This is a genomic window from Eubacterium segne (genome assembly GCF_014287775.1).
Taxonomy (GTDB): Bacteria; Bacillota; Clostridia; order Lachnospirales; family Lachnospiraceae; genus Eubacterium_G; species Eubacterium_G segne.
Map to the genome: position 1 here is coordinate 1 of NZ_JACOOZ010000013.1, position 18,385 is coordinate 18,385.

Here is an 18,385-nt window from a genome sequence, read left to right on the forward strand (position 1 = left end):
TAAACACATCTGCAAATCTCACATTATCTGACATGTACTTCTTGGTTGCTATATCCTTGTTTCCCATATAACACCTCTTTCCTTTAATATTTCGAGGTGTATACTATTAGTTTTTCTTATTCTTTTTATAGTATACACCGGATGTAAAAAAATTACAATAGTGAGCAATAAAATCCACTTTCGCCACTCGAATCATAATATTTATTTACATCTTACATTTACTATATTACATATATTTTGTTGTGTTGTCAGGTTGTATCTGTTCACTTATATATTTTTTGTACATTTATTCAAAAAGCTGTCATTAATGCACAAAAAACACTTTCTCAAAAATGATCTCTGCATAAACCTTCCATTCCAAATTATGTACATTTAATTTATCCGTAATATGTAAATATCACACCACTGGCACTGCCTTGTTCTGACCATGCTGTATTCCAGACTGTCATTTTCCACTTTGAATCCTTTTTCTTAAGCCAAACAAAATTTCCCATACTATGGTTTATATCAACATAATATACTTTTTATTGATTACTTCAATTTTATTCTTTATTCCAAGCAATCTTGTCATAAAATATTATACAGTAGCTTTTTTATCTTTTTTCAATCTAATATATATCATATACACAACCTGAACCGGCAAAATTAACATTATCATAATAAACCAGTCTTCTGACTGACCTGCGATTGACATATCTATTTTCCATAAATATGTAAAAAAGTAATAATAATCTACATTCGTTAAAAACTTCATCACACTGCACAAATCGTATCTGTGCCAACATACAATTCCTGCCGATACTTCCAGTATTCCAAATATTGCATACAAATACTTATTATATAAATATCTAATGGAATCTTTTCTATTAATCAAATATTCACCAATACAGATTATCAGAGAAATGACAATGGCAAACATAAGGCTTGCATTGTTAACTGAATAATGTAATTCATTACTAAAATAATTACAAATGACAATTATGGTCGTTTTTAGTACCAACGCAAATAATGCATAATTTATCTTATTCCCGCATGTGAATGTTATTAATAAAGCAACAATACTTCCTATACACATTCCTACTAACATTCCGGTAACTGAAAATAGCAATTCAAATCCTACGGCACTGCCAATTCCTATTCCTAAATAAATTGCAATAATAAAATTTATCAGACTATAACCTTTTTTTAATGGTGACAAAATCATAATTGTAACACCTAAAACTACTTCTAATATATTTATATTATAAAATACAGACTCATATTGAATAATTATATCTTCTAATTCCTTCACAGTATGCTCCTATCTAAATTAATTTCTATATTCATTCGTGACAAGCATAGTTACTTTTTTATATTTCAAATAGGCTTTTCACTCTTATTTATAACATTCGTATTTTTTCTCAATATATTAATAATTATTTTGATTATTAATACAATGAATAAAATAAGTATAGGTAGCCAAAATTCGTCATGACTATAATTTATATTCCACAATATAAACCATAAATCTTTTGTTGTATATGGAATTTCTAATGGATGTAATGTATTTGCAAAAACAGCTCCCACTATGAAAAATATTCCCAACCAAAAATGTTTATTTTTCTGCAAGTAGTTCCTTGCTTTTTCCTTGGTACTTATCACAATATAACTGATGACTGTTATATAGAGAGCCACCACAGCTTTAAAATACATGTTTCTGTTATCTGCATAAACATCCATAATATTAGTAGCAAAGGAAGAAAAATCAAAGTTAAACGCATATACTATTACTTCCATTATTTCATACATGGCAATGAATATTACTATTAAATTAGTAAAATCCTCTGTTTTATTATAAATAGTTAACATTACACTAACAACCAGTCCTAACACAATACCTATTATCATACTTGATATTTTGAGATTTGATACATAAGTTGTAATCATACATACCAATACTCCATAATAAGATGTTACAATAAATTCTTTAAATCTCCCTGGTATTATTTTCTGACTGATAAGTAACAATATACCCAGCATTATTCTTAATAAGGTAACTACTATTTCTCCATGCATATCTTCATATAATTCAACCATAATTTTTATTTTCCTTTCATGCAATAGCTGTACCACCAATGTATACTTTGTGGTCGTCTATGACCTTCAATCCGTTACCTCTATCTGATTTCCTCTCGCATCCACATCTAGACGATATTTTATAAGAGCCTTCCGGTGATTGCCCTCTTTTTACATACTTATAAATCTGTTTAAGCATCCTATTGACATTCACTTTTTACTCTAATTTTCTAAATTCATCTATTGTGATTTTTCCGTCATTGGAACATATTTCATACAATCTGAACCAATGGCACCACACATCAATGTCCGGGCTAAAATAAATACTTTCATACCGCTTTTGACTATTTGTAGCAATCATATCTCTTCCCATTTGTTCCACATAATAACCTTTTTTCTCACACATCTTTTTATAATAACCAGAATAACTTCTACCAATAAAAAAATCTGCATTATCACTTTCAGATACTGTAAATCCATCACTTACCCTCATCCAAACAGCAACTGTCTTTAGTAATTCATTTATTCCGTATCCATATTCATGTAGATAATGATAAATAATTACAGAATTTACACATATATATCCTAATAATATTGTAAAAATGACAACGATTGGTTTAATTATTTTTTTCACAAATAAATCCTCTCCCTTTGTAAAATTTAATAACTAATCTCTCCTGTCTACCTGAATCTCTAGTCTCTTTTATGTCCTATTTTTTATTTGTTTCCGACAGCTTGATTTTTATTATATAATACATTCATCTGGAAATTATCATACTCGTCATATGTATATTTTTTGTATCCTCCATCCCTGTATTTTACTTTCGGTTTGGTACCATTTAAAAAATTCATTCGCCTCATCCTCATTCAAATCCTTTATCTCTTTTGAAAGTGGTGGAATTAAAACTGAATAATTAAATTTCTTGTTCAAATATATATCCTCCAACTCAGTTTTTTGTTATTAAGTGAATTTGTAGGACAAGTACTGTTAACTATCAACTCATCTATTATTTTATTTGTATAATAATTAATTTGTTTTTCCACTTGTCACTCCTCCTACTTTTTTCATAATGTTTTATTTGACTTTATAAAACTGTTGCTTTATAACTCTCTTTACACTTGCCATTCTTCGTGTTTTTTGGATATTTTTATTCCATCGTATGAAATCTCCCTGTTAAAATTTACACATTACCTTAACATTGGATATCCGAAGAAATCCAGTAGGCATATTCCAACGCAACATACTTATTCCCCTTGGAATCCCTAAATACATGATTTTCCTCATCAATCAAATGTAGTTTATCCTTTTCCATAATGACTAAATATCCTAAAACATCGATATAGGCGTCTGTAACGCGATATTTTAAGTTCTCGTTATTAACATTGATTATGTATGCATCGTTCTGAACATATATTTCCCCATCCCCCATATAATATTGCGCGGAATCTTCATCACTTCTTATTCCCATTTTATCATAATGTCCCATAGCACAATAAATAAAAACCACCGCAAATATACTCAAAGAAATAAAGAATGTCTGAACTTTTACTTTCATTTTTCTTTTTTCATTCAAAAATATTTTTCATTTACATTTCCTCTCCAATAAGCATATTGGTATTCACAAAAAAATTTCTACAGAAGTATAAAAACAATATACTAATAATAAGAAACATTAACATTATAAATATATGTAATATTTTTTTGTCTGTACGGCTTTTAATATACGTATAAATCTTGTATGTAGAAAAAACCAAAAATACTGTTCCTGTTATAATCATTCCTATAATTGATATTATATATAATTTGTTACTAATAGAATTATAATTATATTTTATATAATCATACTTATTATTTTGTATTTTAGTCGCTAATTGAATTTTCAAGCCATCGGTAGCATATATATAAGAAAATACATTATATAGTATAATGATAATTCCCAAATATATTTTACTAATATTTTTTTTCATTACTGAATCGCCCTTCAGAGTTATATGCATTCGTAATACTCCTTTCTTGTATTCCATTACTTATAAACAAAAACCTCTTATACAAACTACGGTCTTTTGTAGTATACAGGAGGTTTCTATTTTATACAAATTAAAATTTATAAGCAATAAATATATTAATTGACTTATTTAAATGGTATGGTAATTTTATTATCAAGACTTCTATCAGACCAAATGCCTGGTATTCCCGCAACAAATCCTCCTACAGAAAGAAATATTGATATATTGAGTACCAATATATTTAGTATAAAGTTTATACTTACTGATGATACTATTCCTACCTTTTTAAAGTGCAATAAGTGGTTTTTTAGTTTTTTCCTTTATATGTTCCTTCTGCAATCTGCTGTGCGATTTCATCCGTATAAGTCATATGTATTAAATACCGTAAGAAAAATTATCATATCATCTTTTAACATTTTTAAAACCAAATACTTGGTAAAGATTTATCATAATCTGTAATATATTCTTCCAATACCTTTGCCCGTTCTTTTGCATCTTTTTCTAATACAAAATTATTAATATATTCTACAAATGCATCTCCTCTAAAGCACGGACAATACTTTTTGTTATGTTTATATATCCAATAACTATGGTTAACTGATTTGTCATGTATCCATTCATCAAATTCTTCTTGTATTTTTATCAAATCATGTACTAATTCTTTAGGGATTTCTATAATATCTGCATCAAATGTCATCTCAACAACAATCTTTTCCAATCTGTTCTACCTCCATTTTTATCACACTCATACGCAACTTTGATTCCCACTGTTGCAACACTTCTTTGTCCACAGTCCCTTTTCATTATAACTGTATAAGACCGCACTGTCATCGAAAAAGATTATTTTTTTAAATCTTTTTAAACTCTTTTCCTCACCATTTGTCTCTACTCCAGACTTTCCACCGAGAGCATCTATTATAATCATTGAAAAAGATTTTAGTTCTCCATCATTGAAACTTTTAACCTGAGGATTTCTCTCTTCAAAATCCAATAGTATCAAAAAATGGATGCTGGTAAATCAAATTTTCTATCACTATAAGTTACCTTGCCATATTCATTTTCTATTAGCGACAACATTTTTTTCACTTCATCATAATCATCATCATATTGATATGTAAGAATAATGTACTGCGAATCATCCAATAAACTTTCGATATATTTATACTTATATTTGATTACTTTTGATTTATCAATCTTATTCTTCGGAAATAAAGTAATATCATAGTAGAAATTTCCTTTGAATTTACCAATTGAATCTATAGAAGTAGTCTCATATTTTTCTGTTCTAAGGAGTATGCATCCTAACACTAAAATGACTAACACTGTAACAAAAATAAAGAAAACCTTACTTATCCTTTTTATCATATTAAATAACTCCTAATATCCATATTAAATTATGTATTATCATCCTTGCCTTGAAAAAAATTGCTCAGTACTTTTCTCACATATTATTAAAATTTTTCGAAAATGATTTTTCTCTTGCATATATGTATTATTCCATTTTTCTAAAAAACTTACATATTCAAATAATTAAAGGGTAGTCATTTTTTTTGAGGGGATGTCTTTTTCAAGGTGCAGTTTAAGGGGTTGGCAACGCCAACCCCTCCCGAAGAATCCCCAAAAATTTGTTTTTTAAAAACTTAGTCTCATAAACGAAACCTTGCACTATACAATAAAAGAAAAACTATAAATAACTTATTGTTACGACATCAGCATTAATCCATTAATTATCATATAATCCGTCATTCAAACAAATTTCTGCATATTGGTTACTGTTATACATAATCACTTTACACATACCTTTCCTCTTCTTTAGTTCGTTGGTATTTCACCATTTTCAATCACTATTAAACAGCTCTTTTTCCAACGTGTCTTTTATAGCTTCGTTATCATATTTCTGAATTTTTATCATTACCTTAATCACACAAAGCAAAGCACATTTTATGGTAAAACCCGCACCGTTTACTTATCTGTAGGATAACCTTTCATCCACAAAACGTCTTCCTTTTTCTCCTGTTTTTCTAAAAATGCTTTAACTTCCTCTTTGCTGACATTCTTCTTATTGATGTGATATACCTGATTATCATCATCCAGTTCATCATCAGCACACATCTCATCATAATAGCATTCTCCATTGGCAAATCTTATTTTTCCTATATAAGTATTTGCTGCACTACTTGAACCTGCAAAACTTCCATCTGTTTTAATCGATTTCATTCCTCTATAGCGAAATGCATAACAATATACTTTATCCTTTTCACTGTGGAAAACTAATACTATTTCATGTTTTGTCTCTAAAACTACTTCCTTGTTACCATCAGAGTCCATATCCACCTGACACCAGTTGTCCACACTTAAATTGTAGCTACTATCATCTCCACTTCCACAATATTCGTATTTGCCGTCATTATTATCGACCATATAATTACCTGAACTGTAGTCCTTTAGGTAACGATAATCATTAAATTCTGTATTAAAATACTTCTTTTTATTTTCAAGAACCTTCAATATATTTTTATCCTCAATACTGAATTTTTCAGCAGTGGTTTCTGATGCCTCACCAGTCGAAACTGTTTCTACACCATTACCGTTTTCTGTTGTGACTTCATCAGAAATTCCACTTGTTTCTGACACTGTGTTTGTTTTAGTTCCGGCACAACCTACCATATTCAATGATAAAGCCAAACATAAAACAATTCCCATTTTTCTTACCTTTAAAATTTTTCTCTGATACATAGTTTTTTATCCTTTTCATCTTTCAATATTGTAATATAATTTATCACATCGTATTTCTTTAAATACTTTCATTTTGCATATTGCGAATACTTCCGAATATGATATGTTATTTTAACCTTCATGATGTTACTTTAATTTTTCTTTATGAATTTTACTTGAAGCAAATCCCTCTGTGCTCCATACCCATTTTCAAAGAAATTAATATTTCTTTCCTTTCCCCATTCTATGTTATTATAATAATTTGTCTCAACCAAATATGTATATAATTTAAATTTCGTTATGCCGTCAATATTTACTATACTGTAATAAAGTCCCTTTCCATTATCGTTTTCAATATCCTTTTGCTGATATACTAGCTGCAAATAGTCATCTTTAATTTTTTCATTATTACTGTCATAATCATCAACTATATATATTTTTTCATTTTCCACATAGAAATGAGCCATACTTCTATTTTTAACATTTCCATCATTGGAATTAATTATAATATTATATATTAAACCATCCTTATATTCTCTCTCTTTGTGTATTTGTGCTGTTCCGTCTGAATCAAATAAACTTTCTTCTCCATCCATCACATATCTCATTTTTATTAAATATGTATTTCCATCTATCCAAAAATCTTTTGCATCGCTTTCCTTCATAGGTTCGCATTTTGTCCCCATTTCATCCACGCTGCTTTCCATTTCCGTTGTAGCCACAACACTTTCCTGTTCTGTAGTATTAATCTCATTTTCCTTAACACTACTCTCCTCAACTACACTCTCTGTAGCCTTTCCATTATCTGTGCCACAACCTGCAAGACAAACTAATGCTACAATTAAAATTATTATTTTTTCACCTTTTTTCATTTAAGCTTCCTCCACTATTTATATTTATAGGATACTCCAATTTTCTATATTCTGCAACTAGTATATATATCCTGTTTCCATTAAAAAGCATGGATATTATGGCAATGATTTCTATAACAGGCCGAAAAAAACTGCGCTACAACCCTGACAGGCCATTGCGCAGCAATTTGGTTCAATTCAATTTTGTTATTAAGTTGTTTCTAAAATCCGATGTACAACAACCGGCTTTTTCATAAATACATTTGTATATTAAAACTTTCAGTCTTTAACTTATTCTACAGTTTAATTTTTTTTGTTATTTCTTCATCATCTTCAGAAAAATATGTAACTTTAACAGTGTTATCATCTAAAAATTCAGCTGATTTTATTGCACTATTAGGTTCTGCCGTGTCACGCATATCCAATTTGACTTCCTTATAATAATTTGATTTATCAAACATATCCTGAATTATCATCTTTTTGTTTTCAAATCTAATTAATTTATTATTATACTCATCCCATGGAGTATAGTAAATTTCAGAAATCTTACTGTTTATAGTGTCAAAATATCTAACCTGATAAACAGAAGAGCCTGCCGAAACTCCAACCCTTACGACCTCATTGTCTAATTGTTCTACATTCGGTTCTCTGTATAACCCGGTTTCTTCATATACATTTTTACCTTCAGAATTAAGCAATGTATATTTATAAAGAACCTCCTCATTTTCTTTATACGTTTCCACTTCTACAAATTTATCTTCACTACCTTTTTCATAAGTTGTATCATTTTCAACTTGTTTGCTGCTACTGATATTTTTTGCTCCATAAGCAGCTACAATTACAACAACGATACATATAAAACATATTAATGCTTTTTTCACATTCTTACCTCCAATCCTAACTATTTATATTTATAAAACCTAAAATTATTAGAAGCGATCCCTTTAATTTTAATTTCTTTTAACTTACTAAAATCCCATGATGGCTCACTTCCCCTTGGATTCATCGATTTAGGACTATAATACAATAATGCCCCTTTAGTTATATCCTTCTTCTTACCCTTATAAATAGGAATAACTGCTTTTATTAATCTCTCATACCTTTTATTTTTAGGTTTCCTCTTTTTCAAATAATTCTTTGCTTTTAAATACTGCCTGTCTTTATAGAAATAACTTGAAAACTGATATGGCTGTTTAATAACTTTGGTAACTGTATTATAATTTTTAAAATCGTGCGTTTTATCTCTAACTCTATTCATAATAATATGAGCTATAGCCTTCCATGATTTTTTGCCTTCTCCTATTGCCTCTCCTGCAATTACAGCAACAAATAATTTTTGCACTTTTGTTAATTTATTTTTTTTCTTATTATTCTTATTGTTACTATTACTATCCTTTTCAATTTTTTTAATTGACTCCCATGCTTCTGCCGGCAAGTATTGCCCACTTTGTATCAAACTGGCTGTATGTCCACTCGGATCCACATAGTTAATTGGATTATTTGCACAATAAGCATATAAATTCCAACACTCTGCATTTTTTTCTGTTCCACGATATGTGTCCTGACTTAAGAATACTCCTTCATCCGGATTATAATAACGTGCATTTAAATAATACAGCCCTGTGAGTTCATCATAAATACCGCCTGTATAGCAAATTTCATTTTTAAAATCCGTTGCTATACGTTCTGCTGTCTCTCCAAAATCTGTATAATCATATGATTGAACACACGCACCGGTATTATCAGTTATGTTTGTAGTACTTCCCTGAACATCCTTAGCATAAAAATATTCATTCTGGTTACCACCACTATACCTAATGCCTACAATGATATTATCCTGGTTTCCTATTACATTCTGACTTATTTTCTTTCCACTATCATCTGTTGTATATAACAACAAACTTCCCTCATAGAAATAGCATGTAGTATTAGACTTCTTATTATCACCATCAATTACAATATCAGTCTTTGATATGCGTTGCCCATTACCGTTATATATGTTGTGCTGTTCACCAGTCTTTTTCCCATCTGTAGTAACTTCTACATCCGTTAGCTGATTTTCAACATCATATGTATACTTTGTGATCGTCTTTGACTTTCCGTCTGTTACTTCTATCTGATTTCCTCTCGCATCATATTTGTATGAACCTGTATAAGTCTTCGTTGTTATTCCATCTGTTATAATTTCTGTCTTTCCAGACAACTGATTCAACCTGTTGTAGGAATAGTAATTATATGTTGCCTCATCAAAAGTTTTGTCCGTTGCTACCGTATCTTTTTTGATGATTTTTTCATAAGTTCTATTTCCCACACTGTCATATGAATATGAAGACGTTATTGTTTTGTATGTAAGTTTATTATTTTTTACCGATTCTACCAGCTGATTTAATTTGTTATAAGTATAAGTCACATCCTCATCTTTTAGATTGTTGCTGTAATTATACTTTTCGTGCTTATACGTGATGTTCGAATTCTTATCATATTCATAATCATACTGTTCAAGAATTAAATCTTTATTGGTACTGTTATAGTACTTCATTGAAAGCACTCTGTCAAATACATCATAACTATAATCACGTTCCACATAATCTGAATCCTTGTTTAAGAAATTTTGAAAATCCTTAATACAAGATATTTTTCCATCACTATAATATTCATATTTTCTTATAGCTGCCGCATCGTCACCTGATAACAGTCCATCAATTTCTGTTATCCATTTATCCTTATTATACTTAAAAGCTATTCCCTTAAGTTCATCCCCTGTTGTATTCGGATAATATATTTTTGCTATATTATCATCTATGTTATACACATATTTGAGCTTTGCATTTTCAACTTCACTGTCAGATGGTTTACTTGTTGCATTGATTTCCGCAACAGATATATTGCGTCCATAAGCATCATACTCATAAAACGTATATCTATACGGTGTACCGTTTTTATTATCTATTGCCTCAATTATGTTTCCTTCTCCATCATAGATATATTCTGTTGAATTTATCTCATTTCCGTTTGCATCAAATGAAGACTTCTTAACATTATTTCCATAAACATCATATGTAAATGTCAGGTATGAACCGTCACCATAAGTTTCCTTTATTTTCTGTCCGTTCATGTCATATTCATATGTTGTTTCAATACTTCCACTACTAGTTTCATCCTTTATGGATAATACCTGTTCTGTACCGTTTGTTGTTGTTTTTGAAACACTTCCCAGCGCATCTGTTACCGTATTTCTATAATATCACTGCATCAAATGTCATTTCAACAACAACCTTTTCCAATCTGTTCTACCTCCATTTTTATCCAAAAAGATACCACACATGACCTCTATTCTGCCTTGAAACATGATAATGATATCCGATTACCCCACTTTTATTCTTATCAATTTCCGGTCCTATAGTTTTTTATTAGCGTTAGCTATTCGTGCTACAACTTCCGCTTCCGTCCTCGTCACTGTAAACACATTTCTTCCAGCATAAACTTCTTTAACTGACTGAACATATGATAATGTGCGTCCTATATCCACATATGTGCCTCTTAATGTTGTACTCCAATATTCTTTGTTAATGTAATGCTAACATCATCCACATTTATAAATCTGCCTATCTCTGTATCATAATACCTGCTTTGTAAATAATAAAATGCTGTTTCTTATAAAAAATCCCAAACAGTACCATATCGAAATGTCATTCTCCCCAGCATAGCTGGGGGATTAGACTTTTCATTTACATTTCCTCTCCAATAAGCATATTGGTATTCACAAAAAAATTTCTACAGAAGTGTAAAAACAATATACTAATAATAAAAAACATTAACATTGTAAATATATGTAATATTTTTTTTCTGTACGGCTTTTAATATACGTATAAATCTTGTATGTAGAAAAAGCCAAAAATACTGTTCCTGTTATAATCATTCCTATTATTGATATTATATATAATTTATTACTAATAGAATTATAATTATATTTTATATAATCATACTTATTATTTTGAATTTTAGTCGCTAATTGAATTTTCAAGCCATCGGTAGCATATATATAGGAAAATACATTATATAGTATAATAATAATTCCCAAATATATTTTACTAATATTTTTTTTCATTACTGAATCGCCCTTCAGAGTTATATGCATTCGTAATACTCCTTTCTTGTATTTTTTTGTCAAAAACACTTGACAAATTTTCGAAAAATGTGACGCTACGCACCCTTGTTAACAAGGTATTCTTTTTCCTTCCTGCAGTGTAATTACCTTGTCGTTTAACAATAATATTTGTCCACAAAAATAATTTTATTTAACCTTTAATCTGTCCTATATTCGATTTCATTAGGTTTTGTAGGAACAGATCTAATAAGCTTCACCATCCTATCTGATTTAAATATTTTGTAATCTTCTTTACTTAATTCACGTTCAGAATATTCTGAATATAAATCGTCACTGTACTGTATAATTACATACATTTCATTATTAAATACATACAGTCTACTTTTACCGTCATTGTAATATTCATCCACATTATCTAACAAAACTTTATCCTTCTTTAAATCATATAAGGAAAAACTTTCTACTCCCTTTAATATTTGAAATCTTCCATCTCCCACAACAACAACAGTGTCTTTTCCAATACCGTATTTATAATTTTCATTTTTGGCACATCCTATAATATTTAAGCAACTACAAATAATTATTATCAAAATAATCAATTTTTGTTTCATTTATTCATCCTCCATATTTTTTCTCTCTATTAGATTTTTTACCATATCTACAAGAATAAAAACATACGAAATAGTACGTTTACGTGTAATCCGCTGAAATAACCCAATTCATTATTTGATTTTCTATATCTCCCAGTCATAGAGAATAATAAAAAATACATTATCCTTTTTCATTCTTCCCTATGACTGTTCTACTCCAATACTTTCTCACACAAAAACTTCTCTATTTTTATATTAAATCTTTGTTTTTATTTTTTCTATCTTTGAATTTCATTTCAACAGTAATATGATAGCCATTACTTATCTTAAATGCTTGGCACACCCACTCATAATTATTTGCAATATTAATAAATGAATTATATTTTTCATATGAAAAATCATAATAATCTTTCAAAACACAATTTATTTTTCCTTTTTTAAATCTGTCTATATATAAGTCCACATTATGGAATGCTCCAAACATATCACCATGTTTAAATGAAATTGAATATTTTTTTGCTAAGTAATTAGATTTTTTAAACTTTTTCACTTTATTCCTAATTTTTCGTGATTTCTTTAATTTCTTTGCTAATGCAGATTTATTTCCATAATACAAATCACTAGGATTGTCTTGTAATGAATGTTCCAAAAAATCTGCCGAGTATTTCCAATTCTTTTTCTTTCTTAAATATAGTTCCGCTCCAATATAAGCTGGAGAATTTACTATTTTTTTCTCTAAAACACCCAAAGGTGAATATCTACCAGTAACAACCATAGATATATGTCCACTTGGATCCACATAGTTAATTGGATTATTTGCACAATAAGCATATAAATTCCAACACTCTGCATTTTTTTCTGTTCCACGATATGTGTCCTGACTTAAGAATACTCCTTCATCCGGATTATAATAACGTGCATTTAAATAATACAGCCCTGTGAGTTCATCATAAATACCGCCTGTATAGCAAATTTCATTTTTAAAATCCGTTGCTATACGTTCTGCTGTCTCTCCAAAATCTGTATAATCATATGATTGAACACACGCACTGGTATTATCAGTTATGTTTGTAGTACTTCCCTGAACATCCTTAGCATAAAAATATTCATTCTGGTTACCACCACTATACCTAATGCCTACAATGATATTATCCTGATTTCCTATTACATTCTGACTTATTTTCTTTCCACTATCATCTGTTGTATATAACAACAAACTTCCCTCATAGAAATAGCATGTAGTATTAGACTTCTTATTATCACCATCAATCACAATATCAGTCTTTGATATGCGTTGCCCATTACCGTTATATATGTTGTGCTGTTCGCCGGTCTTTTTTCCATCTGTAGTGACTTCCACATCCGTTAACTGATTTTCAACATCATATGTATACTTTGTGTTCGTCTTTGACTTTCCGTCTGTTACTTCTATCTGATTTCCTCTCGCGTCATATTTGTATGAACCTGTATAAGTCTTCGTTGTTATTCCATCTGTTATAATTTCTGTCTTTCCAGACAACTGATTCAACCTGTTGTAGGAATAGTAATTATATGTTGCCTCATCAAAAGTTTTGTCCGTTGCTACCGTATCTTTTTTGATGATTTTTTCATAAGTTCTATTTCCCACACTGTCATATGAATATGAAGACGTTATTGTTTTGTATGTAAGTTTATTATTTTTTACCGATTCTACCAGCTGATTTAATTTGTTATAAGTATAAGTCACATCCTCATCTTTTAGATTGTTGCTGTAATTATACTTTTCGTGCTTATACGTGATGTTCGAATTCTTATCATATTCATAATCATACTGTTCAAGAATTAAATCTTTATTGGTACTGTTATAGTACTTCATTGAAAGCACTCTGTCAAATACATCATAACTATAATCACGTTCCACATAATCTGAATCCTTGTTTAAGAAATTTTGAAAATCCTTAATACAAGATATTTTTCCATCACTATAATATTCATATTTTCTTATAGCTGCCGCATCGTCACCTGATAACAGTCCATCAATTTCTGTTATCCATTTATCCTTATTATACTTAAAAGCTATTCCCTTAAGTTCATCCCCTGTTGTATTCGGATAATATATTTTTGCTATATTATCATCTATGTTATACACATATTTGAGCTTTGCATTTTCAACTTCACTGTCAGATGGTTTACTTGTTGCATTGATTTCCGCAACAGATATATTGCGCCCGTAAGCATCATACTCATAAAACGTATATCTATACGGTATACCGTTTTTATTATCTATTGCCTCAATTATATTTCCTTCTCCATCATAGATATATTCTGTTGAATTTATCTCATTTCCGTTTGCATCAAATGCAGATTTCTTAACATTGTTTCCATAAACATCATATGTAAATGTCAGATATGAACCGTCACTATAAGCTTCCTTTATTTTCTGCCCGTTAACGTCATATTCATATGTTGTTTCAATACTTCCACTACTAGTTTCATCCTTTATGGATAATACCTGTTCTGTACCGTTTGTTGTTGTTTTTGAAACACTTCCCAGCGCATCTGTTACCGTATCAACAACTGATTTTATATTTCCTTTTGAATCTTTTTCTATATTATCATAGCTGTATTGATTACTTGTTCCGACAGCAGTCGTCACTTTAGTAACCCTTCCCTGCTCATCATACTCATAACATGTACTGTTTCCATTAGCATCAGTCGATTTTATCAGCATTCCCGCTGCATCATATTCATTTGATGTAACAATTGAATTTTCTCCCACTTTGAATGTATCACCTGCTACCTCCGGATTAATAATTGTGTCCGTTTGATTGCCATATGCATCATAAGTATTGACAGATAATTTTCCTTCTGCAATTTCATTCGCATCTGTTTCATTCATTCCACCCGTATAAGTAGTAAAAATTCTTCCATCGTTATCATAAGTGTAATCCACATACAAACCATTGTTTAATTCTCTAACGGTTCTTCCCAAACTGTCTGTATATGTCTTACCTACAACTTCATCACTTGTATTGGTAATAGTAGTTACAGTAGCATTCTTTACAGTCATCATGCCTTTACCTGTATTGATAGAAACACTTCCATAACTGTATGCCGTTCTTGTTACTTTTTCATCACTTCCTACAATTAATTTTGTCTCAATAACACGATTCATTGAATCATATGTATATTCAGTTATTCGTCCCTCTTCATCAACCGACTTTATCTTGCTTCCATTTTTATCATAACCATTTTCTGTATTTTTTGTAGTTTTCTTACCATTTACCTGAGCTGTTTCAGTTGTTTTTATAACTCTGAGAAATTCATCGTATTTATAAGAAGTAGTAATATTATTTGTTTTGTCTGTCTCTGTTATGACATTTCCTACTTCATCATAAGTATAGATGTTTTCCTCATTAACAGTTCCTTCAGAGGATGACTCGGACAGTTCATCACCATCAGCATTGTACTGTGTATCATCGCTATATGTTTCAAGACCATATTTTTCGGCATTATCTGACTCTACGTCTTCCACAATAATCTCATTGCTTGTATCAACCGTTCCATCTGCATTATATCTATAATTTGTTATTGTATTGGTAACCTTATCAATTAATTTTACCGTATTTCCCTGATCATCATATTGATACACTTCATGAGAGCTGATAATTCCATTTGCATTTTTTCAATCATCTCTGTTGGAAGATTAATTACACTATCAGCTCTTCCTTTACTGTAATCATATGAATATTTTGTAATGCTTCCATCTACATCCACCTGCTCTGTTACATTTCCATGGGAATCATATACAGTTTTATCAGATTTACCTGATGTTTTTTTGACAACAGTATCCCCTTCAAGTGCATAGTAAGAAGTCCTATCTGTCGATTCGGTGAGCAGTGTCTTATTGTTTTTATCATCATACTTATATTCCGATTTATTTCCTGATGCATCTGTTTTAACAGTAATTTTTCCCTGTTCATCGAAAACATAGCTTTCACTATACAACTCAGTTTCCACCTGTTTCTTTTTCACTGTAATTGTTACACTTTTATTTGCTTTATCTTCAATGCGGTTGAATTCCATATTATCCCCATTTGGATAAACAAATTTATCCATGGAGTCACCAACGTATTCAACACAATAATTGTTTCCCTCAGCATCACTTATAACACTTACGTTTCCATTTTTATATGAATAATTGTAATCTATCTTTCCACCCTTTGTTCCTACAAAAGTTGCTCTCACCAAATAACCGTTTTCGTAACTGTATTGATAACCATATTCGCTATCTGTTCCTTTCGCAGCTGTTATATTGCTTATAAATCCTTCCTTATTGTAGGAATACTCTGCCTTCTGACCACTGCTTGTTACTACTTCCGCAATTTTTCCATTTTTCTCATTATACCTGATATACACAAACGTATCATTATTTTCTTCGATTAATATCAATCTTCCACAGTCATCAAATCTATAAACTTCACCTTCTTTTTCTGTGATTTTATAATAAACATCTAATTCTAAGTTTGTATTGCTTATAACATTTCCATTTGTGTCTTTCTTTTCTATGGTTTTATACAAGATATCATCGTCTGTCTCTAAACTTAATTCTGAATTCTCAACACATTTATATGTATCTCCTTCTTTCACAAATGTGTATATTGATTTTGTATCGTCTGAATAGTAGATTTTATCATCTGTTTCAGATACATACATATCATATGCATCACTCCAACCATAACCAAATGAAGAAACTACCTGAGCTTTCGAATTATACACTCTGGAGATATTAATTGGTATTTGTGGTGCCGGAAGTGTAATGTCATTTTGCTCATATATAAAATTTCCTTTTGAAAGTTCCACATATCCCGTACCGTTTGGAGTTGAAACTGATTCATATTCGTATAGACTATTATTTCCCAATCTATCTGAAATTGTCTTTGCAGATAAAGTTGTTGAACTAATTTCTTCCGAAAAAGCACTATTCTGTGTCTGCTTTTCTTTTATTGCTCTGATTTTATAGTAATATATTGTATTTTCATTTCCAGATACCTTAATTGCTCCCTTTGATGATGCTGTTTTTATCAGGGTATCATCATCCGGTATAAAAAGGGGAGTTGTTCCTCTATATACCTGATACTTAATACTATCATTAAATTTACCACTTTTTGTAGAAAATCTTAAAACGGTATTTCCACCAATCTGCTCTACAGCATAAACATCAGTTGGAGCATAATCCTCCAATGCCTGTTCTGTTTTTTCATAATAGTAATTATATGAAACATCGTCAGACACATTTCCTGCTTTATCAATAGCACGTACTTTTATATTATACTTGCCATCATTATTAAAATCTTTTTCTTGTAGTCTCGCCTCACCATTTGCCTCGTAACCTAATGTCTGATATTTTCCATCATCAATTTTAACCTGAATTTCTGATAAATTGTCATCTTCAAAATCACTCCATTTAATCACTGGCAAATCACTGCTTGAATTGAAAAATCCTGTTTTAGGAGTTATTTTCACAGTTCCCTTTGTAGGGTTTGTTATATCTCTATAATATAAGCACTCTTCTTCTGTGTCATTACCTGCTTTATCAGTTGCTGATATTGCAATGGAATTTCCCCCTTCTTCAATATTCTCTATTGTTACTGTTCCTTTATTTTCCAATAACGTCTGACTCTTGCCATTAACGGTGAGTCTATAATCCTTTAATGTTCCATCGTTAATGCTATATTCTAATTGTGGCATATCGGGACTGTTATCATATTTATCTTCATCCGTATCCGGAATCACCTTCATATCTATTTCAGGAGCGTCATCATCATAATAATATGTAAACTTCTTTTCACTGCTTACATTTCCTGCTCTATCTGTTGCTCTTACAGCTATTGTATTAACCTTTTCTGATTCTAAATCACCAATTGTAGCATTGCCTGTATTGCTATCTGCTAATGCCGCATAGTTTCCATTATTAACCTTTACCTGAATTGACAAAAGATTCTTTTCAGTAACATTCCATGTTATCTTAGGCAATTTATTACTATATGAAGAAGCAGACGTAGATGGTGTTATCGTTA

17 protein-coding genes are annotated in these 18,385 nt (G+C 30.2%); all 17 read right to left on the minus strand.

The genetic code is table 11. The annotated features are described in order from the left end of the window. Positions 1-577: 577 nt before the first annotated feature. Complete coding sequence (locus H8S00_RS13565; RefSeq protein WP_021952937.1) at positions 578-1,291, minus strand: hypothetical protein; 714 nt, start codon at positions 1,289-1,291, stop codon at positions 578-580. A 65-nt stretch (positions 1,292-1,356) separates the two neighbouring features. Continuing rightward, positions 1,357-2,076 carry a hypothetical protein gene (locus tag H8S00_RS13570; protein WP_118589953.1) on the minus strand — a complete coding sequence of 240 codons (720 nt, stop codon included), beginning with the start codon at positions 2,074-2,076 and terminating at the stop codon, positions 1,357-1,359. A 16-nt stretch (positions 2,077-2,092) separates the two neighbouring features. Then, positions 2,093-2,254, minus strand: coding sequence for a hypothetical protein (locus tag H8S00_RS13575; RefSeq protein WP_186840743.1), 162 nt, complete (start codon positions 2,252-2,254; stop codon positions 2,093-2,095). Between the two features lie 18 nt (positions 2,255-2,272). After that, positions 2,273-2,689, minus strand: coding sequence for a hypothetical protein (locus H8S00_RS13580; RefSeq protein WP_118589955.1), 417 nt, complete (start codon positions 2,687-2,689; stop codon positions 2,273-2,275). A 147-nt stretch (positions 2,690-2,836) separates the two neighbouring features. Beyond that, positions 2,837-2,986 carry a hypothetical protein gene (locus H8S00_RS13585; protein ID WP_158576885.1) on the minus strand — a complete coding sequence of 50 codons (150 nt, stop codon included), beginning with the start codon at positions 2,984-2,986 and terminating at the stop codon, positions 2,837-2,839. A gap of 262 nt (positions 2,987-3,248) precedes the next feature. Then, on the minus strand, positions 3,249-3,611 hold the full coding sequence (locus tag H8S00_RS13590) for a hypothetical protein (RefSeq protein ID WP_147365674.1): 363 nt from the start codon (positions 3,609-3,611) through the stop codon (positions 3,249-3,251). A gap of 869 nt (positions 3,612-4,480) precedes the next feature. Next, positions 4,481-4,780, minus strand: a complete 300-nt coding sequence (locus H8S00_RS13595) for a hypothetical protein (RefSeq protein WP_021952931.1) — start codon at positions 4,778-4,780, stop codon at positions 4,481-4,483. Positions 4,781-4,807: 27 nt separating this feature from the next. Beyond that, positions 4,808-5,062, minus strand: a complete 255-nt coding sequence (locus H8S00_RS13600) for a hypothetical protein (protein WP_021952930.1) — start codon at positions 5,060-5,062, stop codon at positions 4,808-4,810. Further along, positions 5,059-5,427, minus strand: coding sequence for a hypothetical protein (locus tag H8S00_RS13605; protein ID WP_021952929.1), 369 nt, complete (start codon positions 5,425-5,427; stop codon positions 5,059-5,061). The genes H8S00_RS13600 and H8S00_RS13605 overlap by 4 nt, the downstream gene beginning before the upstream one ends. 597 nt (positions 5,428-6,024) lie before the next feature. After that, complete coding sequence (locus tag H8S00_RS13610) at positions 6,025-6,798, minus strand: hypothetical protein (RefSeq protein ID WP_021952928.1); 774 nt, start codon at positions 6,796-6,798, stop codon at positions 6,025-6,027. A gap of 131 nt (positions 6,799-6,929) precedes the next feature. Next, positions 6,930-7,649 carry a hypothetical protein gene (locus tag H8S00_RS13615; RefSeq protein WP_021952927.1) on the minus strand — a complete coding sequence of 240 codons (720 nt, stop codon included), beginning with the start codon at positions 7,647-7,649 and terminating at the stop codon, positions 6,930-6,932. A gap of 275 nt (positions 7,650-7,924) precedes the next feature. Next, positions 7,925-8,509 (minus strand): hypothetical protein, encoded by a 585-nt coding sequence (locus H8S00_RS13620; RefSeq protein ID WP_118589963.1) that lies wholly within the window; start codon positions 8,507-8,509, stop codon positions 7,925-7,927. 20 nt (positions 8,510-8,529) lie between these two features. After that, complete coding sequence (locus H8S00_RS13625; protein ID WP_186840744.1) at positions 8,530-10,743, minus strand: RHS repeat-associated core domain-containing protein; 2,214 nt, start codon at positions 10,741-10,743, stop codon at positions 8,530-8,532. Positions 10,744-11,025: 282 nt separating this feature from the next. Beyond that, positions 11,026-11,157, minus strand: coding sequence for a hypothetical protein (locus tag H8S00_RS14000; protein WP_279220131.1), 132 nt, complete (start codon positions 11,155-11,157; stop codon positions 11,026-11,028). Between the two features lie 776 nt (positions 11,158-11,933). Further along, positions 11,934-12,347, minus strand: coding sequence for a hypothetical protein (locus H8S00_RS13630; RefSeq protein WP_021952003.1), 414 nt, complete (start codon positions 12,345-12,347; stop codon positions 11,934-11,936). A 229-nt stretch (positions 12,348-12,576) separates the two neighbouring features. Next, a complete protein-coding gene (locus H8S00_RS13635) occupies positions 12,577-15,957 on the minus strand; it encodes an RHS repeat domain-containing protein (RefSeq protein ID WP_186840745.1) in 3,381 nt (1,126 codons plus the stop codon). Next, positions 15,924-18,385, minus strand: a 2,462-nt coding sequence (locus tag H8S00_RS13640) for a DUF6531 domain-containing protein (protein ID WP_207721434.1), incomplete at its 5' end; no start/stop codon positions are given. The genes H8S00_RS13640 and H8S00_RS13635, both read right to left, overlap by 34 nt.

What these genes read in the sequence shown, in the direction of transcription:
- H8S00_RS13605 (WP_021952929.1), bottom strand. Translation starts at nt 5,427, where the DNA reads ATGATAAAAAGGATAAGTAAGGTTTTCTTTATTTTTGTTACAGTGTTA.
- H8S00_RS13590 (WP_147365674.1), bottom strand. Translation starts at nt 3,611, where the DNA reads ATGAAAGTAAAAGTTCAGACATTCTTTATTTCTTTGAGTATATTTGCG.
- H8S00_RS13625 (WP_186840744.1), bottom strand. Translation starts at nt 10,743, where the DNA reads ATGAACGGACAGAAAATAAAGGAAACTTATGGTGACGGTTCATACCTG.
- H8S00_RS13570 (WP_118589953.1), bottom strand. Translation starts at nt 2,076, where the DNA reads ATGGTTGAATTATATGAAGATATGCATGGAGAAATAGTAGTTACCTTA.
- H8S00_RS13575 (WP_186840743.1), bottom strand. Translation starts at nt 2,254, where the DNA reads ATGCTTAAACAGATTTATAAGTATGTAAAAAGAGGGCAATCACCGGAA.
- H8S00_RS13610 (WP_021952928.1), bottom strand. Translation starts at nt 6,798, where the DNA reads ATGTATCAGAGAAAAATTTTAAAGGTAAGAAAAATGGGAATTGTTTTA.
- H8S00_RS13630 (WP_021952003.1), bottom strand. Translation starts at nt 12,347, where the DNA reads ATGAAACAAAAATTGATTATTTTGATAATAATTATTTGTAGTTGCTTA.
- H8S00_RS13615 (WP_021952927.1), bottom strand. Translation starts at nt 7,649, where the DNA reads ATGAAAAAAGGTGAAAAAATAATAATTTTAATTGTAGCATTAGTTTGT.